General features: G+C 60.8%; 23 protein-coding genes and 1 pseudogene. 9 read left to right on the forward strand and 15 right to left on the reverse strand.

Going from position 1 to position 21,801, the window contains the following annotated elements:
• Nucleotides 1-1,306: 1,306 nt before the first annotated feature.
• The 7 genes from XINFAN_RS16115 to XINFAN_RS22415 form a co-directional block, all read right to left on the reverse strand.
• On the reverse strand, nt 1,307-2,353 hold the full coding sequence (locus XINFAN_RS16115; RefSeq protein WP_124087894.1) for a rolling circle replication-associated protein: 1,047 nt from the start codon (nt 2,351-2,353) through the stop codon (nt 1,307-1,309).
• A 402-nt stretch (nt 2,354-2,755) separates the two neighbouring features.
• Nucleotides 2,756-3,439: a M15 family metallopeptidase gene (locus tag XINFAN_RS16120; RefSeq protein WP_124087895.1), complete on the reverse strand. Its 684-nt coding sequence runs from the start codon at nt 3,437-3,439 to the stop codon at nt 2,756-2,758.
• Entirely contained in the window at nt 3,436-3,912 is a 477-nt protein-coding gene (locus XINFAN_RS16125; protein WP_124087896.1) for a hypothetical protein, read from the reverse strand. Before XINFAN_RS16125 ends, XINFAN_RS16120 begins: the two co-directional genes overlap by 4 nt.
• Nucleotides 3,913-3,969: 57 nt before the next feature.
• Nucleotides 3,970-5,625: a hypothetical protein gene (locus tag XINFAN_RS16130; protein ID WP_124087897.1), complete on the reverse strand. Its 1,656-nt coding sequence runs from the start codon at nt 5,623-5,625 to the stop codon at nt 3,970-3,972.
• On the reverse strand, nt 5,626-6,465 hold the full coding sequence (locus tag XINFAN_RS16135; protein WP_124087898.1) for a hypothetical protein: 840 nt from the start codon (nt 6,463-6,465) through the stop codon (nt 5,626-5,628). It lies immediately after the preceding gene.
• Nucleotides 6,465-6,635 carry a hypothetical protein gene (locus XINFAN_RS21815; RefSeq protein WP_160144644.1) on the reverse strand — a complete coding sequence of 57 codons (171 nt, stop codon included), beginning with the start codon at nt 6,633-6,635 and terminating at the stop codon, nt 6,465-6,467. Before XINFAN_RS21815 ends, XINFAN_RS16135 begins: the two co-directional genes overlap by 1 nt.
• Complete coding sequence (locus tag XINFAN_RS22415) at nt 6,635-6,766, reverse strand: hypothetical protein (RefSeq protein WP_267898358.1); 132 nt, start codon at nt 6,764-6,766, stop codon at nt 6,635-6,637. Before XINFAN_RS22415 ends, XINFAN_RS21815 begins: the two co-directional genes overlap by 1 nt.
• Nucleotides 6,767-6,871: 105 nt before the next feature.
• Between XINFAN_RS22415 and XINFAN_RS22420 the strand changes: the two genes are divergently transcribed.
• From XINFAN_RS22420 to XINFAN_RS16170, 9 genes are all read left to right on the forward strand, one after another.
• The gene (locus XINFAN_RS22420; protein ID WP_267898359.1) at nt 6,872-7,003 is read left to right on the forward strand and encodes a hypothetical protein; all 132 of its coding nucleotides are present in this window, start codon (nt 6,872-6,874) and stop codon (nt 7,001-7,003) included.
• Nucleotides 7,003-7,173, forward strand: a complete 171-nt coding sequence (locus tag XINFAN_RS21820; RefSeq protein WP_160144645.1) for a hypothetical protein — start codon at nt 7,003-7,005, stop codon at nt 7,171-7,173. Before XINFAN_RS22420 ends, XINFAN_RS21820 begins: the two co-directional genes overlap by 1 nt.
• Nucleotides 7,173-8,015, forward strand: a complete 843-nt coding sequence (locus XINFAN_RS16140) for a hypothetical protein (RefSeq protein WP_124087899.1) — start codon at nt 7,173-7,175, stop codon at nt 8,013-8,015. Before XINFAN_RS21820 ends, XINFAN_RS16140 begins: the two co-directional genes overlap by 1 nt.
• 97 nt (nt 8,016-8,112) lie before the next feature.
• The gene (locus XINFAN_RS16145; protein ID WP_124087900.1) at nt 8,113-9,693 is read left to right on the forward strand and encodes a hypothetical protein; all 1,581 of its coding nucleotides are present in this window, start codon (nt 8,113-8,115) and stop codon (nt 9,691-9,693) included.
• A 2-nt stretch (nt 9,694-9,695) separates the two neighbouring features.
• Nucleotides 9,696-10,181 (forward strand): hypothetical protein, encoded by a 486-nt coding sequence (locus tag XINFAN_RS16150; RefSeq protein ID WP_124087901.1) that lies wholly within the window; start codon nt 9,696-9,698, stop codon nt 10,179-10,181.
• A complete protein-coding gene (locus XINFAN_RS16155; RefSeq protein ID WP_124087902.1) occupies nt 10,171-10,500 on the forward strand; it encodes a hypothetical protein in 330 nt (109 codons plus the stop codon). The genes XINFAN_RS16150 and XINFAN_RS16155 overlap by 11 nt, the downstream gene beginning before the upstream one ends.
• A gap of 10 nt (nt 10,501-10,510) precedes the next feature.
• Nucleotides 10,511-10,954 (forward strand): N-acetylmuramoyl-L-alanine amidase, encoded by a 444-nt coding sequence (locus XINFAN_RS16160; RefSeq protein ID WP_124087903.1) that lies wholly within the window; start codon nt 10,511-10,513, stop codon nt 10,952-10,954.
• A gap of 192 nt (nt 10,955-11,146) precedes the next feature.
• Nucleotides 11,147-12,298 (forward strand): rolling circle replication-associated protein, encoded by a 1,152-nt coding sequence (locus tag XINFAN_RS16165; protein ID WP_124087904.1) that lies wholly within the window; start codon nt 11,147-11,149, stop codon nt 12,296-12,298.
• Between the two features lie 796 nt (nt 12,299-13,094).
• Nucleotides 13,095-13,817, forward strand: a complete 723-nt coding sequence (locus XINFAN_RS16170; protein WP_124087905.1) for a helix-turn-helix transcriptional regulator — start codon at nt 13,095-13,097, stop codon at nt 13,815-13,817.
• Nucleotides 13,818-13,906: 89 nt separating this feature from the next.
• Here XINFAN_RS16170 and tsf read toward each other — a convergent pair whose 3' ends face one another.
• From tsf to XINFAN_RS21825, 8 genes and pseudogenes are all read right to left on the reverse strand, one after another.
• The gene (tsf, locus tag XINFAN_RS16175; RefSeq protein WP_124087906.1) at nt 13,907-14,818 is read right to left on the reverse strand and encodes a translation elongation factor Ts; all 912 of its coding nucleotides are present in this window, start codon (nt 14,816-14,818) and stop codon (nt 13,907-13,909) included.
• Nucleotides 14,819-14,914: 96 nt separating this feature from the next.
• Nucleotides 14,915-15,673: a 30S ribosomal protein S2 gene (rpsB, locus tag XINFAN_RS16180; protein WP_199286444.1), complete on the reverse strand. Its 759-nt coding sequence runs from the start codon at nt 15,671-15,673 to the stop codon at nt 14,915-14,917.
• Between the two features lie 271 nt (nt 15,674-15,944).
• A complete protein-coding gene (locus XINFAN_RS16185; RefSeq protein ID WP_124087908.1) occupies nt 15,945-16,502 on the reverse strand; it encodes a class I SAM-dependent methyltransferase in 558 nt (185 codons plus the stop codon).
• A 10-nt stretch (nt 16,503-16,512) separates the two neighbouring features.
• Nucleotides 16,513-17,907, reverse strand: coding sequence for a dihydrolipoyl dehydrogenase (lpdA, locus tag XINFAN_RS16190; protein ID WP_124087909.1), 1,395 nt, complete (start codon nt 17,905-17,907; stop codon nt 16,513-16,515).
• A gap of 76 nt (nt 17,908-17,983) precedes the next feature.
• Complete coding sequence (locus XINFAN_RS16195; protein WP_124087910.1) at nt 17,984-18,571, reverse strand: DUF924 family protein; 588 nt, start codon at nt 18,569-18,571, stop codon at nt 17,984-17,986.
• A gap of 65 nt (nt 18,572-18,636) precedes the next feature.
• Nucleotides 18,637-19,977, reverse strand: a complete 1,341-nt coding sequence (locus tag XINFAN_RS16200) for an MFS transporter (RefSeq protein WP_124087911.1) — start codon at nt 19,975-19,977, stop codon at nt 18,637-18,639.
• Nucleotides 19,978-19,992: 15 nt separating this feature from the next.
• Nucleotides 19,993-21,030 (reverse strand): tRNA preQ1(34) S-adenosylmethionine ribosyltransferase-isomerase QueA, encoded by a 1,038-nt coding sequence (gene queA / locus XINFAN_RS16205; protein WP_124087912.1) that lies wholly within the window; start codon nt 21,028-21,030, stop codon nt 19,993-19,995.
• Nucleotides 21,031-21,801: pseudogene (locus tag XINFAN_RS21825) on the reverse strand (AsmA-like C-terminal region-containing protein); the annotation flags it as partial.

Below are 21,801 nucleotides of genomic sequence, written 5' to 3' on the forward strand. Positions count from 1 at the left end.
ACATCACTCGGGACGCCAGAGACCGTCCGCATGCGCTGAAAATATCTGGGAAAGGGACAAGTCCGGCATCAATCCGAATAGCTCAAAAAAGCCGCGCCGAATGGAATTGATCTGTGAGCCGGCGGCCCGGCGGGATCGCTAAGCCCGCGGGCGGATCGAAAGCCTGAGCCCGTTGATGGACATTTTGTGTGTAGACATCCTTGTCACCTCTGCGGGCCTGGCCGGGGGCGGTATTTCGCGCGCCGACCAGGGGCGGTTTCGTTGCTGATCGAGTGCGCCAGATAGCGAGCCAAACCGGAACATAAGGTGATCATGTGCGGAGGGTTTGTCGTCCGTCAACACCAGCGGCGTGGCTTGCGGGAGGACATGGACGCTTCGGTGAGTGCGTCGCGCAACAAAGTATAAAGTGCTGTTATTAAATGATATTTACGAACTTCTGAAATTCGATGGACATTTTATGCGTGTAGAATGGTCAAAAAGGGGGCCATAATGGACGTTATCTGGGTGGATTTTCATGTGGCCGTTCAACCACCGCCTAACAGTTTTCGCATAATCGCATAATCAGTATTTTGCAAGCAAAAACATGCACTTAGCAATTTCACAAAGACACAAGATATTGTCAAGAGGAAAAACGAGGGAAGGGCGCAGCGTTTCCGCTAACGATCCGCCAAAGGCGCACACAAAAATGCCCTCATTTCAGAATGGAGAAGAATCAACCCCCTTGCGCAGCGCCCCCATTCATGGGGGCTGCACTAAGAGGCCTGCGGCCCAAGAAGCTGCCGCGCGCGCGCAAAGCGAACGGGAAACCGTGCTAACGCGGCAGCGAGGGGCCGAGGCAGGAGAGGGAGGGAAAAGAAGGAAACGTAGCCGTTCGCCTAGTTCGGCTCACGTGTTGACCGAAACCCCACGCGCAAGCGCATGGGGCCCCTCGGTCAATCGCCTACGGCTCTGCACCAGCAGAACAAATTAGTGCCGCTGGCACTGGCTGTGGCAGCGGCACCGAGAAGCGAAGCCGGTCTAGGCTTCATTGCTTAGAAGGTGCAAGCACCTTAAGCATCATGACTTGCGGTCACACCACGGAACGAAGGACCGGGAGCCACCGGAACCGCGGTTTGAGGACGGGCGCTTTTTGCAGCCCTCAGTCAGAGGCTTCATATCTAGCGGCTTGCGGTCATCGACAGGGCGAAGTTTCGCCCTGGGGGATTTCGCAGCCGAAGCCGGGGAAGAAAGAGGGGCAGGGGCATCGGGCAAATGAGCCAACCGAGGCTTATCCCTGCCTTGATAGACTGTATCCGGCAGGCTCTCTTTAATTTTTTCGAGAGCCTTTGCCACGCGGAATGTAGACCGTGCCGGTAATCCATTCGACACAGTCTTTTGGGTCGTCAGTTTCAATTCTGACTTCCCATAAACTTGAGGTTTTGCCCGCTTCCTCATCTTCCTTATCCCTTCGCTTCCAAAAATCTACGACATGATCTGGCATCCATTTGCCACGATAGAACCGAAGGATACCCGAAGGAGAGGCGGCAAGCAAATCTTCAAGAAACATTCGTCGGCGAAATTCTTCACCAGCCATCTTAATAGCATGTTGATCAGAGCGGAGATCGAAATCATCCATGAGAGCCTTATCACTCAATTCAACAGGCAAAGCCTCTAATATTTCCAAACGGCGACGTTTGTCGCACTTCTCGAATGTTTTTTGAACCCATTCTGACATGCGCGGTATATCCGCAGAATTAGTCGTAATGGCATTGAGGTAATCCCGCCGGGTTGCGCCGGTCATGAGATAAGGCCGGTCTTTAGAGCCACCGGGCGGAAGATATTCAAAGGAGGACGGCAAGACGCCCAATTCACGGGCCTTAGCCGCCTTACGAGCAAACCACTCCGCACCAAGGGCGGGTTTTTTGCTCAGAGAGAACCAAGCATTGTTCTTGTCAGATGCAAGAAGATACTTGCAGACATAACGGGCCGATTTTTCGCTGGCGCTCCAATCGACCGTAATATGGCCATGAGGCCATTCGCGAATGTGAACCATTCGCTTTTGCGGTATCTCGCGACAGAAAGCGCCCCAATTCTCGGGCAATGTGCCGGGCGGATAATCCGCAATATAACACGGCATTGCACCATCGAGCGGGCGCAGATCGGTGAAGAATAAAAGGGCGTGAAAATGCGCACGAGCGCGAATATCGCCATACTCACCGCAAACGAGATACCTAACTTTGTGACCAGCATTGCGGAGCATCTTCATAAAAAGCTGGAAATGACGAGGATGCAGAATTTTATCTGCCAGATCATCGCGAGGGGCATAGGTCAGAGTGACCGTGCAGCAGACTTCCGACACGGAAGCCTCAGCCATTGCCCTCGCGACATAATCATTCACCCGATTTTGACGGCAGCGCCAGCATTGGCGACATGCCACGGGCTGTTGTTCCCATTTCGGTCCGCGAAGAACCCAAACATTGTTTGGAGAGATACACATTTTCGGCCCCATCCTTGGCTAGTCACTAAAAGGGTATACTGATCTAGCTAACCCATACGCGCGCGCGGTTTTTCATTAAAAACCGCGCGCGCGAGGCATTCACAGCCCAGCACAAAGCACCGCTCAGGAGCGGCGTTCGCAAATGCGAATGCTGGACAGAATGCCAGAGAGAGCGGGCCTTAAGGCCCGCTCAGGCGAGGAAAAACGCCTGCCAATATGCGAAGATTGCAAAGAGCATCAGAAAAAGCAGAAGCCAGAGCAACACCTTCGCAAGCGTTTTCACAATCGGACCCTCTCAAGAATGGCCGAGGGAGTGTAGCGCACGGGCTCACCTTCGGGAAGCCGCCGAAGGCGGCTGCGATAGCCGGTGATTTCCCAATGCGCAGGGTCATAGAGGCTCTTGAACTCACCGCCCCAAGTCAGGTGCAGCTTGTCATCCTTCCTGAGAGTGGCATTGATCCGTTCCAGCGCCAGCAGGCCAAGGACATGCAGGAGTTGCCACTCCTGCCGCGTCAGTTGCCAATGATAGACCCCGTGGACGATATCCACCGCCTCACCGATGTTGTGAGCGGAACGGGGATAGGAGGCCTTACTGTTGCCAGAGGCCTTAACCTTGGCCTGCTCAGCCTCACCACGGAACGCACAGTGCACATAGAGCGGGATACCGCGCTTGCGGGCCAGTTTGACCACGAGCGCGGCCCACCGCATCAGACGAGGATCACAGTGCTGCCAGTCAGCCCTTTCGGACTGTCGGACATAGGAGGCCGTATCGATGAAGCCGGGGGCCTTGAGACGCTGGGGAGCCTGCCACTCATCATCCGTGGGCAGATCGAGCCAGCGCAGATAGGCTTGGGCGGTATCAGGATTTTCCGCCCTGGAGGCAGCGACGAGGCTTTGGGGCGTCCTGAGACGCCCCGCCACATAATCCTGCCACCATCTAGTAAGGACCTGTCCCGGCTTCATTCCACCACCTCAGTATCAGCGGGCGGATCAGCCTGGACGACCTCTGTCGCCGGCTCCCGGCGATCAGCATCCCGCAGAGCGGCAAGGCTGGCATCACGCTCAGCCCGGATGGAACGCAGCATAGCGCGGCGCTCCAATTCAAGCTGCCGCATGGCGCGGCGCACTTCCAAGACATTGCCGCTCTCATCGGGCATGCGATCGATATTGGTGTAGACCTCACCCTGAGGCTCAAAAACGGTTCCGGGCGGAACATGGAGAAATGCCCGAACGCCCTTCGGAGCGGCAACACAGAAACTCACCGCTTCCGAGAGCTCGACATCGAAGGAGGTTTCGACGCCGACGAGCGCTTCACAGCCTTCGGCTTCGACGTAGAGCGGGCAGGGGGCCGAGAGCCGCAGCCGCAGCCAGCCTTTCTTGATGGAGATTTTTTCATTGGTCTTGACCTCATTCCAGCTAAAGGGATCAAATTTCACGGGTGGCACTCCATTGAAGAGAAACGAAAAAGACGGCCGCAAAGCGGCCGTCAGCGATCAGACACCAGCTTCCTGCACAGCGTCATAATCATCATTGTTTTCCGCCAGAACGTCGCCGATCTGGGTCAGGCCCGAGATCGAAACAGCATGCCGACAGACGACTTCAAACGCATCAGCGTTGTGATCGGCGAAAACGTCATGAGGGAAGGGCGAGGGCGCCAGATAATGCGTATCCGAGAAACTCGGATTGACGATATCAGTCTGCCAGATATTGGAGCGGTTTTCCGTCCATCCACCACCGGGGGTGGACATATAGAAATCGCCGCCAAGGCGAGTGAAATCACGGTTCCACTTGTCGTTCATCGGCTCAAAGCCGTAGAGACCATTCGGGGACGAATGCTTACTGTCTACACGACGATTCAACACCATATCGACAGGTTCAACACGCTGCACATCGCGCAGGGCATTCGGAAGGTGATCAAATTCCGTGCAATGCAGCCACTCATCCGACATGCGTTCATCAATACGCTCGGGCAGCACTTCAACCGTGACGATCACAACGCCGCCCACATCCTGAATCGGAACGTTGAGCGAGAGACTGGCCGAGGCTCGCCCGAGAGTGACAGACGCATCGAGATTGGCAGCGTCGGTAGCGAACCGCTCGGCAAAGCCGACCGACACACGCTTACTATCCAGCAACCATGGGCGCTTGAATTGATCGGGCGGCACGGAAATGCCCTGCATGAGCAGGGCGACGATAGTATCGTCATTGTCGAAACCGGTAGCGTCATTGCCCGCATAGGCGGTGCGCAGCTTGGCGAAGGCCTGAGTGGTGCGGGCCTTGTCGATATCCGCCAGAGTGACCGACAGCGATTGACCAGCCATTTCGGCGTAGATCTCGGGGAAGTTGTCCGACGAGCCGAGAACACGAAAGGTAGCATTCGCCGTGCCGCTGTCGACAGCCATATGCTTTGCATAGGTCGCGACCTTGCCGCCAGTTTCCCGGACGGACTGGTTATTGGTATCCCAAACAGCATTCGCCTTGCCGATACCAGAGACGGGCAGACGCCCGGCAGCAACATCGAGATCGAGCGAACCGACGATCAGCGCGCGTTCATAATCAGGAACGACACGGGAAAACCGCGACGAAGGCCAGAAGGCCGGGGGCAGGGTGGTCGACGCATTCAGATCCTCAACCGCATATTTGCGCCGAGGCAGGCGCGAGGAATGCGCGGCAAGGCGAAAATTATAGATCAGATTGAAAGCATCAATCAGATCGGTATTGACCGCCTCAGTTGGATTCCCATGCAGACCAAGCACCTTATAAAGCGGCGAACTGAGGACATTTCCGAGGCCACCGCCAGAAACGACTTTGGTAAAATAGGTCGGCGGAGTGCGATCAGCGGCACCGAGCGATTTAATCGCCGCGCCGGTCATGGAATGCATCAGTTCATCCCGGCCCGAGAACTTCGGAAATGCCGATTTCGGAACGAACCACGCCTGAAAATTGGCGAAAACGCCATTCAGGAGCGGCTTGGGCATTTCCTTAAGTTGCACGTCGACACCGACGCGGCCCGAGGCGCTATCGCCCGGCAGCAAGGGAAAATAGGCGACAGGAGCGACGACGCCAGCGCGGCTGGACGTCATGGTAACCGCCGTATCCTTGCGGATCGAGCGGTTGAATTGAACGGGGGTGGTCGATTGACGTGCCATTTAATGGCCCTTTCGCATTGACTCATTGAATTTATTGCGCCACTTTTCCGATTTACTCGGTTTAAAGGGCTTGCCTTTTCCGCCGCCGAAATAATATTCGCGCGGCGAAACACCATATTTAAGAATGAACTCTTCACGAGCATCATTCGCCGGCCCCCGAACAGACCAATTCGAAACGACCTGCGGCAAACCGACGACGGTAGCCATAAGACCCTCATCAATTCCCATTACTTCACCGTCATTGCCGGGAAGAACTACAGGGCCACCAGTCAACGAGTTTTCAACCTCAAAAAATCCCGGTGTATTTTTGACAGGATCAACAGACTTTTCCCGTTCAGGAGAAAGAGGGGCAGGAGCCATTCCAAAGGACAGCGGAACAGAACCCGCCATCGAGCCACGCACAGAATTGGAATGGCGACCGAGAGCCGGGAGGCCGTCGCCAACAGCCGCAGCCGCCGAAGGGGCGGCAGCGACAACGCCCGAGCGGAGTTGATCAAACTCCAAACGGGCCATATCGAGTTTAAGTTGATCCGCAGCGCGACGGCGATCAGCATCACCGGACACCACGTCCGAGATATCGCGCAGACCGCCCGTTATCAGATCAATCGAAGCGAGAGGCGCAGCCCCACCGCCGCCTTGAGCGGCCATAGGGCTAGAGACGCCAAGAAGCGTCAACGGGTTGAAGCCATGTTCGGCAGCAGCCTCACGAGCGCCAAGAGCCTGCCCGCGCAGAGCGCGGGCGGTATCGATCATTGGATCGGAGCGACGTCGCCCGCCGAACAGGCTGCCAAGACCGCCAAGGACACTGCCGATACCTGGAAGAGCCCCAAGAAGGCTCATCAGGACACCCTGACTTTAGACAGCGCGCGAAGATCGCGGCGCACATCATTGTAATCCTTGCCATACAGTTCGGAGACGAGGAAAACGCAGACAAAATACGCATCGCGCATCCTGGGATGTTGGTCGATCTCGACCAGACGCCGCAGCGCGTCACCATACGGGGCCAGCATCAGACCAGACCCGAACAGAAGGCGCTCATGTGAAGCGGCCAGATCATGGCCAGAGCGCCACCAGCCGCGGAAAGCGCCGGGATCAACATCTTACGTACAACCGCAAGAGAAAGGGGATACAGGCTTTTCATGCACAAATCCTTTCGGATCAAAGGGTTAAGCGCATGTTTTTCGCATAATCAGTATTATGTAATAATCATTTAGCATGGCAACACATTGAAAACATGAGGAAAAACATGAGTTCCTTGACTGTTCTGCTTCTGGGTCTGCTTCGCAAGATGTTGATCCCGGTGCTTTCCGCCGCTGGTGGCGCTCTGGCCATGATCTGGCCGCTTCACATGAGCGCCTTCTGTTCGGGTCTGGTCTGATGCTGGCCCCGTATGGTGACGCGCTGCGGCGTCTGGTCGAGATCGATCAACATCCCAACCTGCGCGATGCGTATTTTGTCTGCGTTTTCCTCGTCTCCGAACTGTATGGCAAGGATTACAAAGACGTGCGCCGCGATCTTCGCGCGCTGTCCAAAGTCAAGGCGTCCTGATGGATCCCGCTACACTCATCGGTGCCGGTGCTTCCCTCCTTGGGGGTATCTTCGGTAAATCCAAGAAAACCGATCCCATGATTGACACCGCCCGCGCTTTGCGTGGGTCGGCTCTTGGGGCTCGTGAGGCCTCCGAGGAATTCGGTTTCAATCCTCTGACTCTGCTCGGCGTGTCGTCGCCTTTGCAAGGTCAGGTGATGAGTAATCCCATGGGTCAGGCCATCGCTGATGCGGGCATGATCCTAGCGGATCGTCTCGCCAAGCGGCAGGACGCTCAGAAGCTACAGCAGGCGCAAGAGCGCATTGTGAAGCTGCAAGAGCGTCTTGACCACCAAACCCTCCGGCCTGTGGTCGGTGGGGTCTATGCGCGGCGCGAAATGTCGCCTAAGTTGCCTTCGTTCAACGGGGGCGGAAATGGACGCGCTGGCATATCTTCTCATCGGGACGGCTCTGGCGTTCCTGATGTTCTTTCTGGCGATGGCCCTTCTGGCGTAGGCGTCCCGGTTCCTGATCCCCGTCTCGATCAAGGGACGGGTTGGTTTGGTGCTGGTCGTTACATCGAGCCGACTCCCGGCTGGTCTCCTTCTTCCGTTATCGAGGAAGAGTATGCGGAGATTGGTTCCAATCTTTACGCGCCTGTAAAAGCTGCTCGTGATGCGGCTTATAACTTCGATCTCTGGTTGCGGGATCGGTCAAATCAGGCATGGAAAGACGGCCTTATTGACCAATACCAACGCAATGGTGGTCAATGGGTTGATGGTTCCTTGCTCGGCAAGCGTCCTCGGCCAAAGCCCAAAAAGAAACCGATTGCCAGACTTGACCGGCCTTCGGATTTTTACTGATGCGCAAGCCCTGTCGCAAATGCGCTGAACGTCGGGCGGCTATGAAGCTGGCCGCGAAAAAATTCATCATCAAAATCAAGCCGAAAAGGAACGTCAAGTGACGACCTATCAGAATGCCCGCAACACGCGGCGCGAAAGCCGGACCCTTGTTGGCCGGTTCCGTGGCGGCAAACTCGCCCCTGTGATGGCAACCGCCGTCCGTCCTTCCGAAGGCGGCATGCTCTCGCAATCCATCACGCTCGAACTGGACCCGATTGCGGGCCGCATGATCACGCCCATGTATGGCGAACTCATTGCGGTCTTTGTCCCGGTCCAGGCCATGGACGCCCTGAAAAATCCCGATGGCGACTATGCCGGTCTGACGGAAGTCGTGCGCGAAAAACTCCTGACCGGCAATCCGCTGTTCGGGCTGGAAGCCGAAACGGAGATCTCCAAACGCTGCGGCGTCAATCCGCGTTCCATCGCCGGGCAAAAGCGCGTCTCGGAAGCGGTGCGCCTTGCGCACAATGCCGCCGTGAACTTCCTGCGCGCCCGGAAATACGTCAAGGCGACCAAGCTGCTGGCGAGTTCCACGGCAATCACCCCTGCCCTGATCTCGCGCACCGTTCTGGAACAGCTGAACGGCGTCCTCGATCCCGACGACAGGATCAATGGGCAGGTGCAGCTTGAATTGCCCACGGTCGATCTTCCGGTCGTTGGTATCGGTGTTAAGGATTCCGCGACCTATCCGACCACCACCGGCAATTTCCGCCAATCTGACGGCACCGTCATGGGCGTTGGTCAGAAGCAAGACACTTCGGCATCGGGCAATGTCGTTATCAAGCAAAAGTATATCGGGGCGCATGCGCATCCCGATATTTTCGCCAGATTTTCCGGTGTCGCTGCCGGTGGCATGAGTTTGACCGATCTTTACAACGCCGAAAAGAAAGACGGCCTTGTCCGGACCTTGCGGCGTCTCGTCGACGAAAACCCCGAGTATGGCGAAGAAATGGCCGTGCGCTATGCGCATGGCATGTCCGTCGATCCCGGCAAGATGCCGGTGGTCATTTCTGAGCAACGCCAGCAGTTCGGCCGCAACATCGTGGGCGCGCTCGACACCACCGGCGTTTCCGATGCGGTGCGCCGCTCCGACATGGCGCTGTCGATGCAATTCGCCGTCCCGGTCCCCAAGACCGAACTCGGCGGCATCGTGATCACCTTCGCCACGCTCAAGCCCGATGAGACGCTTGCGGCGCAACCGCACCCGTTCCTCTCGGACAACTGGGGTGTCGACAATTACGTTGCTGACGAACTCGCCCTCGATCCGGTCCCCGTTCGGGTCCGTGAACTCAACTCCAACGCCGCTGCCGGTGATGAAAGCACCGTGGCGCTTTACACGGGCTATAACGCCCTCAAGGCCACCTATGTTTCCTACGGCCTCAGCCGCCAGCTTGACCCGGAGACGGTCGAGAACAAGACGGCGGTCTGGCAGCTGGAAATCCCCATGTCGGTCACGCCGGATAACATCCTCTATCCGGAGAACCTCGATCACTATCCCTTTGCCGATCAACAGGCCGAGGTCTGCACCTATGTCGTCACGTCCAATCTGGTCTTTGGGACCCCGATGATCCTCGGCCCGACCCCGGTCGAGGAACTGGCGATCATCGACGACGAAAATATCTTTGGTGAGGATGAATGATCATGACCGGCATCAACCGCAAGGCTGTCTTTCTCAGTGTCGATGGTGGCCGCATCGACTTCGTTTCCGACGAGGGCGAACTCATGGCCTCCGTCGCCATCCCTCCGGGCCGCGTCGATGCGGCCCCCTATCTCGATCTGAATATCTGTGGGTGCACCCCCCAGGTGCTCGGCGTCGCCGTGGTCAATCCGCCCTCGGCCTATGGTCGACAGGCCCCCTATCCGGTGGAAAGCGGGGCCAATCCCGACTTCCAGCCGACCCCGGTGTCGGCTCTGGAAGGCGAAACCCGGCTCATGCTGCGCAAGCTGCAAATGCAGTCCAAGCGCCTCGATGCCCGGATGGCTGCCATGCAGTCTGTCGAGCACATTCCCACGCGCGAGGCAGATCCGGTCATTGAGCCGGTTGAAGCTGTCGAGCCTGCGCCCGCTCCTGTCCCGGAGAAGCCCAAAGCTGTCAAAGCGAAGGCAGAGGCGCCGGTTGTCGAGTAGGCGCTATATCAAGCGCGTCTGGCGCGTCCCGAAGGATCGGGGCGCGCTGGACTACTTCGCCACCCTTGTGGTGAAGGCGCTGGTCAAACACGGCTGGCCTGCCCGCTGGGAACTGGCCGAGTTCACGGATGGTTTCGTGATCTATGAGCAAGGGGCCACTGGCCCCCTGCCCTCTGACATGCAGCGCGCGGCGGAAATCGCCGTGCGTATCGTGGCCCGGACTTATCGGGTCGATGTGACCCAGTTCGACAACTGGGTCGGCCTCAACCGCTCCTACACGGTGACCGCAAGCGGGCACTTCAAGGAAGTAAAAACCTAGGAAAATCAACATGATCTATCAAGGCAAGGCTCGCGCCCCTGTGCGCGAGGCGGTGATCCATTGCGCCGCGATCAAGACCGGACAGTTCAAGGGCCAGCGGCCCTTTCAGGTCTTTTCGACCATCAACCGATGGCACCATGAGCGCGGCTTCACGAACGGCTTCGGCTATCACGGCCTCGTGATGCCGGATGGCTCGTTCTATTCCGGCAGGCCCTATTCCATGATCGGCGCGCACGTTCAGGGCCACAATACCGGGACGCTTGGCTTTCTGCTGATCGAAAGCCGCGAGATCACCCGCATTGGCGAGTTCGAGGACTGGTTTACCCCGGTCCAGCGCCAGACTCTTCGGCGCGAGCTCGGCTATGTCTCCGGCCTCGAGCGCGTCACCGGCCACAATGACCATGCCAACCGGCTTTGCCCCGGCTTCAAGGTCAAAACCTCGGACTGGCTCTGACAGTCCCTGCCTCGCCCGTCACTCCTGACGGGCGGGGCCGTGCATACCCCTTGTTCCTGTATGCACTTAACGACACCACCTGAGGATCCCCGCATGTGTTCCCGCCCTATCGAGAGAGATGGCCAGACCTTTGGCTGTCGTTGCTGCAATGAATGCATTGCCAACCGCCGCCACCAGTGGATTGCCCGGATCATGGCCGAAAAGGCCTGTCATCAGCATTCCATGTGGGTCGATCTGACCTATTCTGACGATACGCAATCAAGCCGCGATGCGGCTGCCCTATTCGCCTATTGCGATGTCATGGCCTTCATGAAACGCCTGCGCAAGCGCGCCACCGATGATTGGAAGCGCCTTAAGAAATCGGGCGTCACCCCCCTGCCCGACCGGCCTTATGTCCGGTTTCTCTGTGCTGGCGAGCAAGGCGATGAGAATGGCCGCTGCCATTGGCATCTGATCATCTTTTCCAACTTCGACCTTACTGAGGTCGGCGCGTTCCTCGGAATACGCCAGGGCGAAAAGGTTCAGATCACTGATCGTCGCCAGATGATCTCTACCTTTCGTGGCTCTAACATCCGTTTGGATTGGGACCTTTGGTCCGTTGACGGCCATCCCATTGGCTACGTCTGCCTGCATGACGTGGATCAGGGCGGGGTGTCCTATGTGGTGTCGTATGTTCTTAAAGACCAGTTTACCGGCGAGAAGTCGAAAGACACGATGCGCGAGAGCAAATCGGAAAACTTCGCCACTGGTCTCTTCCGCATGAGCAAACGGCCCGGAATCGGCCATGAGTTTCTCTTGCGCAAAATGGAAGTCTTGGAAGCCTCTGGCTCCGTGCTTCCTTCCCTCAATATCAAAATCCCCGGTTTCAAGGGCTATTGGCATCCCCATGGGCAATGGCGCAACCGCCTGCTGTGGTGGCTCCGCGCGCTGAACACGCGCCGTCTTTGGGCCACGGGCCGCGATGCCCCGCAATGGTCCACCCTGCTGGCTTCCTGCGCTGACAATCCTTCTGACATGGAGACACTCAATGGCGAAATCATCCCGCCCGAAGAAAACCCGGCAAATGACGACTACGAAAGCCCCATCAGCGCCGCCCGAAAGCGCGCGCGTGAAGCCGCAGCCCTTGCAGCTGCAAAGGCCGCACGAGCCGGTAATCAACCGTGCTGTTGCGAAAGCTGCCTCGGACTTCTTGATGAGGCGGGCCTTGTTGCCCGAGGCCTCTATAAAGTCGTCGCCGGAAAGGGCCGTGAGGCGGAATATTGGCACGAGCCAGACTGGCCCCATGGTGACCCAATCTGGGTCTGGGACGTCTGCAAATATGAACCGGATGGCCCGTTCGGCTAAGCCGCAACATACCCCCAACCTCAAGGCCGAGGATCGCACGACCTGCAAATCCCGGCCTGAGACAAGCAAATCCAAGGGCGGCGGCTCCCGCCCCTTCGTCCCTTGGTGTGACAGGAAATCCTAACCAGCTTGCTGGTTCTCAGCAAATGAAGCCTAGACCGGCTTCGCTTCTCGGTGCCGCTGCCACAACCAGTGCCAGCGGCACTAATTTGTTCTGCTGGTGCAGAGCCGGAGGCGATCCACCGAGGGGCCCCATGCGCTCTGCGCGTGGGGTTTCGGTGGACACGTGAGCCTAACTAGGCGAACGGCTACGTTTCCTTCTTTTCCCTCCCTCTCCTGCCTCGGTCCCTCGCTGCCGCGTTAGCACGGCTTCCCGTTCGCTCTGCGCGCGCGCGGCAGCTTCTTGGGCCGCAGGCCTCTTAGCGCAGCCCCCATGAATGGGGGCGCTGCGCAAGGGGGTTGATCTTCCTCCCCCCTGTTGGGGTGGTTTCTCTCTTTCTCGGCGGGGTCTAAGGGGCGGTGGCTGTGACGCCCCTTCTTGTGGTCAATCTTTTCTCTTGACCCGGGGTTTCCCCCTCCCCTATATGTTGTGACGTCTGCTAAGTGGTTGAAATTTAATCAGTATTATGTAATATTTAGTACAACACCGCGTGTAGCTTGGTGTTCCGGCTTCGTCTGATGACAACTTCCGTCACATTTATTGATACGGAGCGCCAAGGCTCGACAGGTTCAACACGTCTGCATAGGAAAGAAAGACATCCCGGCGGCGCCGGGCCGCAGCAGTAAAGAGGTTGAAATGACCTGCCACTCTGTTCTGAAACTTCTGGGTCGGATCGCCGCCGCGCAGAGCATCGACGAAACCTGGAGCGTCGCGACCTCGCATTTCGCCACGCTCGGGCTTGGCCGCGCGCATTACGGCTTCACCCGGTTCCGCCATCTCAGGACCATCGGCGACCCCGACGATGCCCTGTTCCTCAGCACCTGCGACGCGGATCAGGCCAGACGCTGGTTCGAGAGCGGGCTTTCCGGCCGCATGCCGGTCTTCCGTTGGGGCGGCTCCGGGATCTGCGCCTGGAAGGCAGCCGACGCGCCTGAAATCCACGAGGATCTCCGCGCCGGGATCTCGATCAGCTTTCCCGAGGCGTCGAGCCGGGCCAGAGGCGCGCTCGGCCTGAGCGCGGATCATGATGATGTCGAGCGGATCTTCGCGGCCCGGCGTGACGAGATCATCGCCGTCGCGCATATGATGCATCTGCGGATCGTGCAACTGCCGCAACTCACGAGAACCCGCGCACTCAGCCCGCGCCAGCGCGAGGCGCTGGAATGGGTGGCCGATGGCAAGACCACCCAGGATGTGGCGCTGCTGATGGGCGTCTCGCCGGCGATGGTGGAAAAGCACCTGCGGCTGGCGCGGGACGCGCTGGCGGTCGAGACCACCGCCCAGGCCGTCGCCAAGGGGGCACTGCTCAACATGATCTTCCAGCAGTTTCCTGAACACCGAATCCAGGCCGCCAGCTGAGCACCCTGCCCCTCTGCCCGGCAAAGATCCCCAACGAAAAAGGCCGCACCCTGACGGCGCGGCCCCGATTTTTCGTGGTCACAGAAAGATCAGGCGCCCGAGAGCGTCTTCGCAACTTCGGCGGCGAAATCTTCCTCTTTCTTCTCGATCCCTTCGCCGACCGACACCCGGGCATAGCCGGTGATCTCGACGCCGGCCTCTTTCGCGGCGGCCTCGACGGTCAGATCGGGATTGATGACGAAAGCCTGGCCCAGAAGCGTGTTCTCGGCGAGGAATTTCTTCATCCGGCCCGGGATGATATTATTGTGGATCACCTGCTCGGGCTTGGGCTTGGCGGAAGAAGCGTTTTCTTCCAGCGCCTTGGCGGTCTGCACCGCCAATTCGCGCTCGACCACCGCCGGATCCAGCGTCGCCTCGGACAGCGACAGCGGATTGGTCGCGGCGATATGCATCGCGAATTGCTTGCCGATCTCCTGCGCTTTGGCGGCCGGGCCTTTCAGCGCGACCAGCACGCCGATCTTGCCCATGCCCTCGGCCGCAGCGTTATGGACGTAAGAGACCACGCTGTCGCCTTCCAGCACATGCAGCCGGCGGAAGGTCATGTTCTCGCCGATGCGGGCGATGGCATCGGTCAGCACCTGCTCGACGGTCTGGCCGTTCAGATCGGCGGCCTTGACCACCTCGACCGTCTCGCCGGTTTGCAGCGCCACTTTGGCCACTTCGCGCACCAGAGCCTGGAAATCGGCGTTCTTGGCGACGAAATCGGTTTCCGAATTGATCTCGACCGCCACGCCGCGCCCGTCGCGCACCGCGACGCCGATCAGCCCCTCGGCCGCCACGCGGTCGGCCTTCTTGGCGGCTTTCGCGAGGCCCTTGGTGCGCAGCCAGTCAACGGCGGCTTCCATGTCGCCATTGGTCTCGGTCAGCGCCTTCTTGGCATCCATCATGCCTGCGCCGGTCGATTCGCGCAGTTCCTTCACCATTGCAGCGGTGATGCTCATCATTCAGCTCCTTCGGAAACGGGGCACGGCGGGGCTGTCCCCGCCGCGCCTACGGTTTCATGACGGGACGGGCCGCTTCCGCGGCCACCCGGGATTTCAGGCCTCTTCGGCGGCGGCTTCTTCCGGCGCGGCTTCAAGCGCGCCGAGATCGACGCCGGCAGCACCGAGCTGCGCCGACATGCCGTCGAGCGCCGCACGGGCGATCAGATCGCAATACAGCGCGATGGCGCGGGCCGCGTCGTCGTTACCCGGGATGATATGGCTCACGCCCTTGGGCGAGCAGTTGGTGTCGACCACGGCCACGACCGGGATCCCCAGCTTCTGCGCTTCCTGGATCGCCAGATCTTCCTTGCCCACATCGATGATGAACAGAAGATCCGGCACGCCGCCCATCTCACGGATGCCGCCAAGCGAAGCCTGAAGCTTCGACTGATCGCGTTCCATGTTCAGACGCTCTTTCTTGGTCAGCCCCTCGCCGCCCGCGGCCAGAACCTCGTCGATCTGCTTGAGGCGCTGGATCGACTGCGAAACCGTCTTCCAGTTGGTGAGCGTGCCGCCCAGCCAGCGGTGGTTCATGTAATATTGCGCGCATTTCTCGGCGGCTTCTGCGATCGGCTTCTGGGCCTGGCGCTTGGTGCCGACGAAGAGGATGCGGCCGCCTTTGGCCACGGTGTCGCGCACGACTTTCAGCGCCTGGTCCAGCAGCGGAACAGTCTGCGTCAGGTCGAGAATATGGATGCCGTTGCGGTCGCCATAGATGTACTCGCCCATGCGGGGATTCCAGCGGGCGGTCTGGTGACCGTAGTGAACGCCAGCTTCAAGAAGCTGACGCATCGAGAAATCGGGGAGCGCCATGTCCAAATCCTTTTCCGGTTTGCGCCTCGGCGGATGATCTCAGGGCCTGCGCCCCAACCGGTGGACCGAAACGGGATGTCTCCCCGTCCGGCCCGCATCCGCCTGTGAAGTGGCGCGCGTATAGCCGTGCCTTCCCGGATTTGCAACCCCTGCCGCCCCTCGGAAACCGCGGACCGCTCCGCGGGGGGTATTTATATCAGGATGAAATGGGCTTTCATCCTGACCCAAATACCCCCGCCGGAGGCGCAGGCCGGCAAACGGGCGGCGGGGCTCAGGCCTTTTGCCCCATCGCCCAGGCCACCAGCGGGAATTCGGGATCGTTCTTCAGATCATCCCCGGGAAGCGCCCCGGGCGGCCAGGGGTGCTCCAGATTGCGCAACGCCGCGGCGCGGTTGCCCCACTGGCCGGTCATGATCGCCTCTTCGTCGAAGCCGGATTCGATCAGCAGATTGCGCAAGCCGCGCGCCGACCAGCGCGAGCAATCGACCGGAACAGCGTGAAAAGGAATGAAAAACGGCACCGCCAGCCAGAAGCGGCCGCCGGGTTTGAGCATGCGGAACACGTTCTTCGTGGCCGTCCAGGGGCGGTCGATGTGCTCCCAGACCTGGTTGGCGAGGATCAGATCGAATTTCAGCACCTTGCCGTCCTCGCCCCGGAAGGGTCCGGCGCAGGGATCATGATCCGGGAAATGGAATGAGCGGAATGTGCGGAAGCCAAAGCGCGCGCCCCAGTTGCCCGAGATCTCGGCGGCGTCCATCTTCGCAGGTCCCAGATCCTCGATCCATTGCTTCGAGACCTGCTGCATCACGATCCGGTTGAGCGAGGCCATGCGGACCGCCTCAGATATGGATCGCGCGGCCGTAAGCGTCGAGCACGGATTCGTGCATCATTTCGCTCAGGGTCGGATGCGGGAAGACCGTGTTCATCAGATCCTCTTCGGTGGTCTCAAGCTGGCGCCCCACCACATAGCCCTGGATCAGTTCGGTCACTTCGGCCCCGACCATATGGGCGCCGAGAAGCTCGCCGGTCTTTGCGTCGAACACGGTTTTCACCAGACCCTCGGACTCGCCGAGCGCGATGGCCTTGCCGTTGCCGATGAAGGGGAAGCGGCCGACCTTCACCTCATAGCCCTGCTCCTTCGCCTTCGCTTCGGTCAGGCCGACCGAGGCGACCTGCGGGTGGCAATAGGTGCAGCCGGCGATCGAGCCCGGTTTGATCGGGTGCGGATGGCCGCCCGCGATCAGCTCAGACACCATCACGCCCTCATGGCTGGCCTTGTGGGCGAGCCAGGGCGCACCGGCCAGGTCGCCGATGGCATAAAACCCCGGCACGCCGGTGCGGCAGAACTCATCCGTCACCACATGGGTGCGGTCGATCTTCACGCCGAGCGCTTCCAGCCCGAGCCCCTCGACATTACCGACGATGCCGACGGCCGAGATCACGGTGTCGAAGTCCTGGGTCGTGACCTTGCCGCCCTGTTCGATATGGGCGGTGACGCCCTGCCCCGGCTTGCGGTCGAGTTTTTTCACCGCCGCTTTTTCGAGGATCTTCATCCCCTGTTTCACGAATTGCTTCTTCGCGAAGGCTGAGATTTCCGCGTCTTCCACCGGCATGATGCGCTCCATCACCTCGACCACGGTCGTATCAGAGCCAAGCGTGTTGAAGAAACTCGCGAATTCGATGCCGATGGCGCCCGAGCCGATCACCAGCAGCTTTTTCGGCATCCGCTTTGCCACCAAGGCGTGTTTGTAGCTCCAGACCAGATCGCCGTCCGCCTCCAGCCCCGGCAGTTCGCGCGCCCGCGCGCCGGTGGCGAGGATGATGTGCTTCGCGCTCAGGGTCTCGGTGCCCTTGTCGGTCTTCACCTCGACGGTGCCGGGTTTGGGCAGCGTCGCCGTGCCCATCACCACGGTGATCCTGTTCTTCTTCATCAGATGGCCGATGCCGCCGGACAGCTGTTTCGCCACCGCGCGCGAGCGGGCGACCACCGCCGGCAGGTCGTAGCCGACCCCCTCCGCCTTCAGCCCGAACTCCTTCGCGCGGTGCATCAGGTGGAATACCTCGGCCGAGCGCAAGAGCGCCTTGGTGGGGATGCAGCCCCAGTTCAGGCAGATGCCGCCGAGGTGTTCGCGCTCGACCACCGCGACGTTCAGCCCGAGCTGAGCCGCCCGGATCGCGGCGACATAGCCGCCCGGACCCGCGCCGATCACGATCACATCGAAGCCATCTGCCATTTCCGCCTCCCGTCGAAAAACTGGTTTACCCTTAAACAATCTCGTTTAATCGAGCAACAAAGTTGGCGCCAGGCCCCTATGCGCCTGGCGCATGGCTGCCGCGCAGGGATTCCACCGCCGAGGCATAGGCGCCAGCGGCAAGAAATTCGGCTTCTTCGGGCGTGGTTTCGCGCCCCAAAGCGGTATTGCGGAACGGAAACCGGCCGAAGCGGCGGATGATGTCCTGATGCGCGCGGGCATGCAGCAGGCTCTCGGGGTTTTCCGGCATCCGCTCCCGGAACAATTCCACCGCCAGAGCCTGGTCGGCGGGGTCTTCGGAATGCTCGAACGGCATGTAGAAGAACTGCCGTTCGGGTTCGGGGGCGCCCAGATCCCAGCCCTCGTCCAGCGCGCGGCACGCCGCCGCCCGGGCGCGGGCATCGGTGGCAAAGGCCAGCGCGGTGCCGCGGTGGATGTTGCGGGCGAACTGATCCGCAACCACCAGATAGGCCAGCGTGCCGACCGTGCCGTCGACCCAGTGTTCCAGCCCGCCGTCATGCAAAGCCTGCCACAACTCGCCGAAGCGCGCGGCGCAGGCGTCGTCGATCTCGGGCCCGCCGAGATACCAGCCTTCGGGGCCGATCTCACCCAGCCAGAAATCCAGCACTTCCACAGGATCCGACATCTCAGCCCTCCGCTTTCGGGCCAGACTGGCAGGCCCGCGCGCGGGGTGCAACCTTCGGGCGAGGATCAGTCGCGATTTTCCTGCCCGTCCTCGGGTGCGGGGGCCTGGTCTTTCGGCACATGCTGGATCACCAGCGCCTCGGCCGCTTCGGTCGCGGCAGCGGTGTTTTCCGGCGAGGGGTTGATCTCGGGCGCGCTCTCGATCACCGCGACCGAGGCCACCGGCGAGGCGGTCGGCGTCAGCCCGACATAGGCGCCGGTCACCGTGGGCGTCGCCCGCCGCGTCATCCGCCAGGCGGCATAGCCCGCCAGCGCCGCGTAAAGCACGCCGACGAACAGGAAGAACCCGCGCGGCCCCACCACCCCCATCAGCCAGCCGGTGATCAGCGGCCCGAAGATCGAGCCGATGCCGTTGATGAACAAAAGCCCCGCCGAGGCCGCCGCCATCTGCTCTTTCGACAGGTAGTCGTTGGTATAGGCGAGGATCAGCCCGTAGACCGGATAGGTGATGCCGCCAAGCAGCGCCGCCACCACCAGAAGCAGCGGGAACGGCAGCGCGAAGGTGGTTGCCACCGCCATGACCGCCGCCGCCGCGACCGAGAGCCAGAGGATGATCTTGCGGCGGTCCACCCGGTCCGACAGTTTCCCGATCGGATATTGCAGGATCAGCCCGCCGATATAGAGCGCCGAGGTGAACAGCGCGATCTGCCGGATCGACAGCAGACTGACCGTGCCCCAGACCGCCGCCATGCCGAACATGGCCGAGAACACGCCCCCGATCAGGAAGATGCCGACGCAGCCCAGAGGCGAGATCCGGTAAAGCTCGCGAAAGCCGAGCCGCTCGCCGGTCTCGAACTTCGGTGAGGGGTAACTGGCCAGCAGAAGCGGCAGGAAGGCCAGCGAAACCAGCACCGACGGGATCAGGAACAGCTCGTATCCGAACGGATCGCCGAAGGCGAGCAGCGCCTGGCTGGCCACGATCCCCAGCATCTGCACGATCATATAGGCCGACAGCGCCTGGCCGCGGGTCTCATTGGTGGCGATGTCGTTGAGCCAGCTTTCCGCGGTGATGTAGATCCCCGCGAAGCCGAAGCCGATGATGATCCGCATCAGCGCCCAGGCCTGCCAGTCGATCAGCATCGGATAAAGCACCAGCACCGCCGAGATCAGCGAGCCGAGCGCGGCGAAGACCCGGATATGGCCGACATGCTGGATCATCCCGGGTGCGAAACGCGAGCCCAGCAGGAAGCCGAGGAAATAGGCCGACATCACGATGGAAAGCTGGAAGGTGCCGAAACTCTCCAGCGTGCCGCGGATCCCCAGAAGCGAGCCCTGGACGCCGTTGCCGACCATCAGAAGCAGCACGCCCAGAAGCAGGGGCCAGGTGGAAAGGATAACTCTCAGCATGACAGGCTCGGCAGGTTAGGGAATCAGCAGCGACGAGTCGCCGTAGGAGAAGAAACGATAGCCGTTTCGGATGGCATGATCGTAAATTTTCCCGATGCGGTCTTTGCCCATAAGCGCCGAAACAAGCATCAGAAGCGTCGATTTCGGCAGATGGAAATTGGTCATCAGCGCGTCAGACACCCGGAACGGAAAGCCTGGCCGGATGAAAATGTCGGTCCAGCCCTGCCAGGGCGCGATCTCGCCGGTCTCGCGCGCCGCCGTCTCGATCAGCCGCAGCGCGGTGGTGCCCACCGGGATCACCCGCCCCCCTGCCCGTTTCGTCTCGCGGATCGCCTGCGCGGCCCCGGCGCCGACCTGCCCCCATTCGGCGTGCATCTTGTGGCTGGCCACATCCTCGACCTTGACCGGCAGGAAGGTGCCCGCGCCGACATGCAGGGTGACTTCGGTGAAACTCACGCCTTTCGCGCGCAGGGCCTCCAGCAGATCCTGATCGAAATGCAGGCTGGCGGTGGGCGCGGCGACCGCGCCCGAGTGCCGGGCGAAGACGGTCTGGTAATCGGTGGCGTCCTGCGCATCCGCCGGGCGCTTCGCGGCGATATAGGGCGGCAGCGGCATCTGGCCGGCCTCGTTCAGCGCGGCGTCGAAATCCTCGCCGCTCAGGCTGAACTCCAGCCGCAGATCGGTTTCCCCCTTTTCCGCCACAAGTGCCGAGAGCCGGTCGGAGAACACGATCTCCTCGCCTTCCTTCAACTTGCGCAGGGGCTTTGCCAGCGCCCTCCAGCCGCCTTTGGCCTGCGGCTCCAGCAGCGTCACCTCGATCTTCGCCAGCGCCTCGCCGCGGGCGCGGGTGCCGGTCAGCCGGGCCGGGATCACTTTGGTGTTGTTCAGGACCATGAGATCGCCGGGGCGCAGCAGGTCGGTCAGATCGCGCACGTGAAGGTCGCGGATGCCGTCGCCCTCGGCCAGCAACAGCCGGGCGCTGGTGCGCGGGCGGGCGGGCCGCGTGGCGATCAGCGCCTCGGGCAGGTGGAAATCGAAATCGGAAAGCCGCATTCAGCCAGCCCCTCTCAGAACCGGCGCGGGCCGGCGGAAGATGTCCCGGAACATGCCCGGGGTCAGAATCGACAGCGGATTCACGCTGATCTGCGGGCTTTTGGCGGGGCCGCTCAGCCGGTAGTTGAAGCCGAACAGCCCCTCGCCCTTGCGGGTGAAGATCTGCCCGATCCCGTTGAGCAGGTAAATCGGGGAAATCGTGCCCTGAATATCCAGGCCCTGGCTGGCGCTATGGTAGAAGCCCGAGAAGGATATCCCCATCGAGGCGCCGACCGCCGCGCCTTGGACGATCTGCACCCCGTCCGGCACGATCAGGAAGCTCACGTCACCCTCGTTGAACTGGATGCCGTTGCCGTTGAGCTGCTCCAGCAGCCCCACCACCGAGGCGATCGACAGAAGCTCGGCCAGCACCGGCGCATTCTGGACCGAAAAGCCGTCGACCCTGGCGATGCCACTGTACTGGCCGGGAATGTCGCGCGGCTGGATCGTCATGTCGAGCGTGCCGCCGCGGCCCTTGTCGAAGATCCCCGCCGCCGCCATCACCCGCCCGGCATCGTCCGAGGTGATGCGCACCGCGGTGCCGCCCTTATAAGGCACCGTCGCGCCCCGGACCCGGCCGATCCCGTTCACCGCGGCGACGAAACTGCCGTCCAGCCCGCCCGCCCGGGTGCGGAACTCGCCCGACAGGCCGGTGAGCGATATCCCTTCCGTCACCGTCAGCCGGTCGAGATTGACGCTGAACGCCCCGCCCGCCCCCGCGCCGCCCTGGCC

It is taken from the genome of Pseudogemmobacter humi, from assembly GCF_900609055.1.
GTDB classification, from domain to species: Bacteria; Pseudomonadota; Alphaproteobacteria; order Rhodobacterales; family Rhodobacteraceae; genus Pseudogemmobacter; species Pseudogemmobacter humi.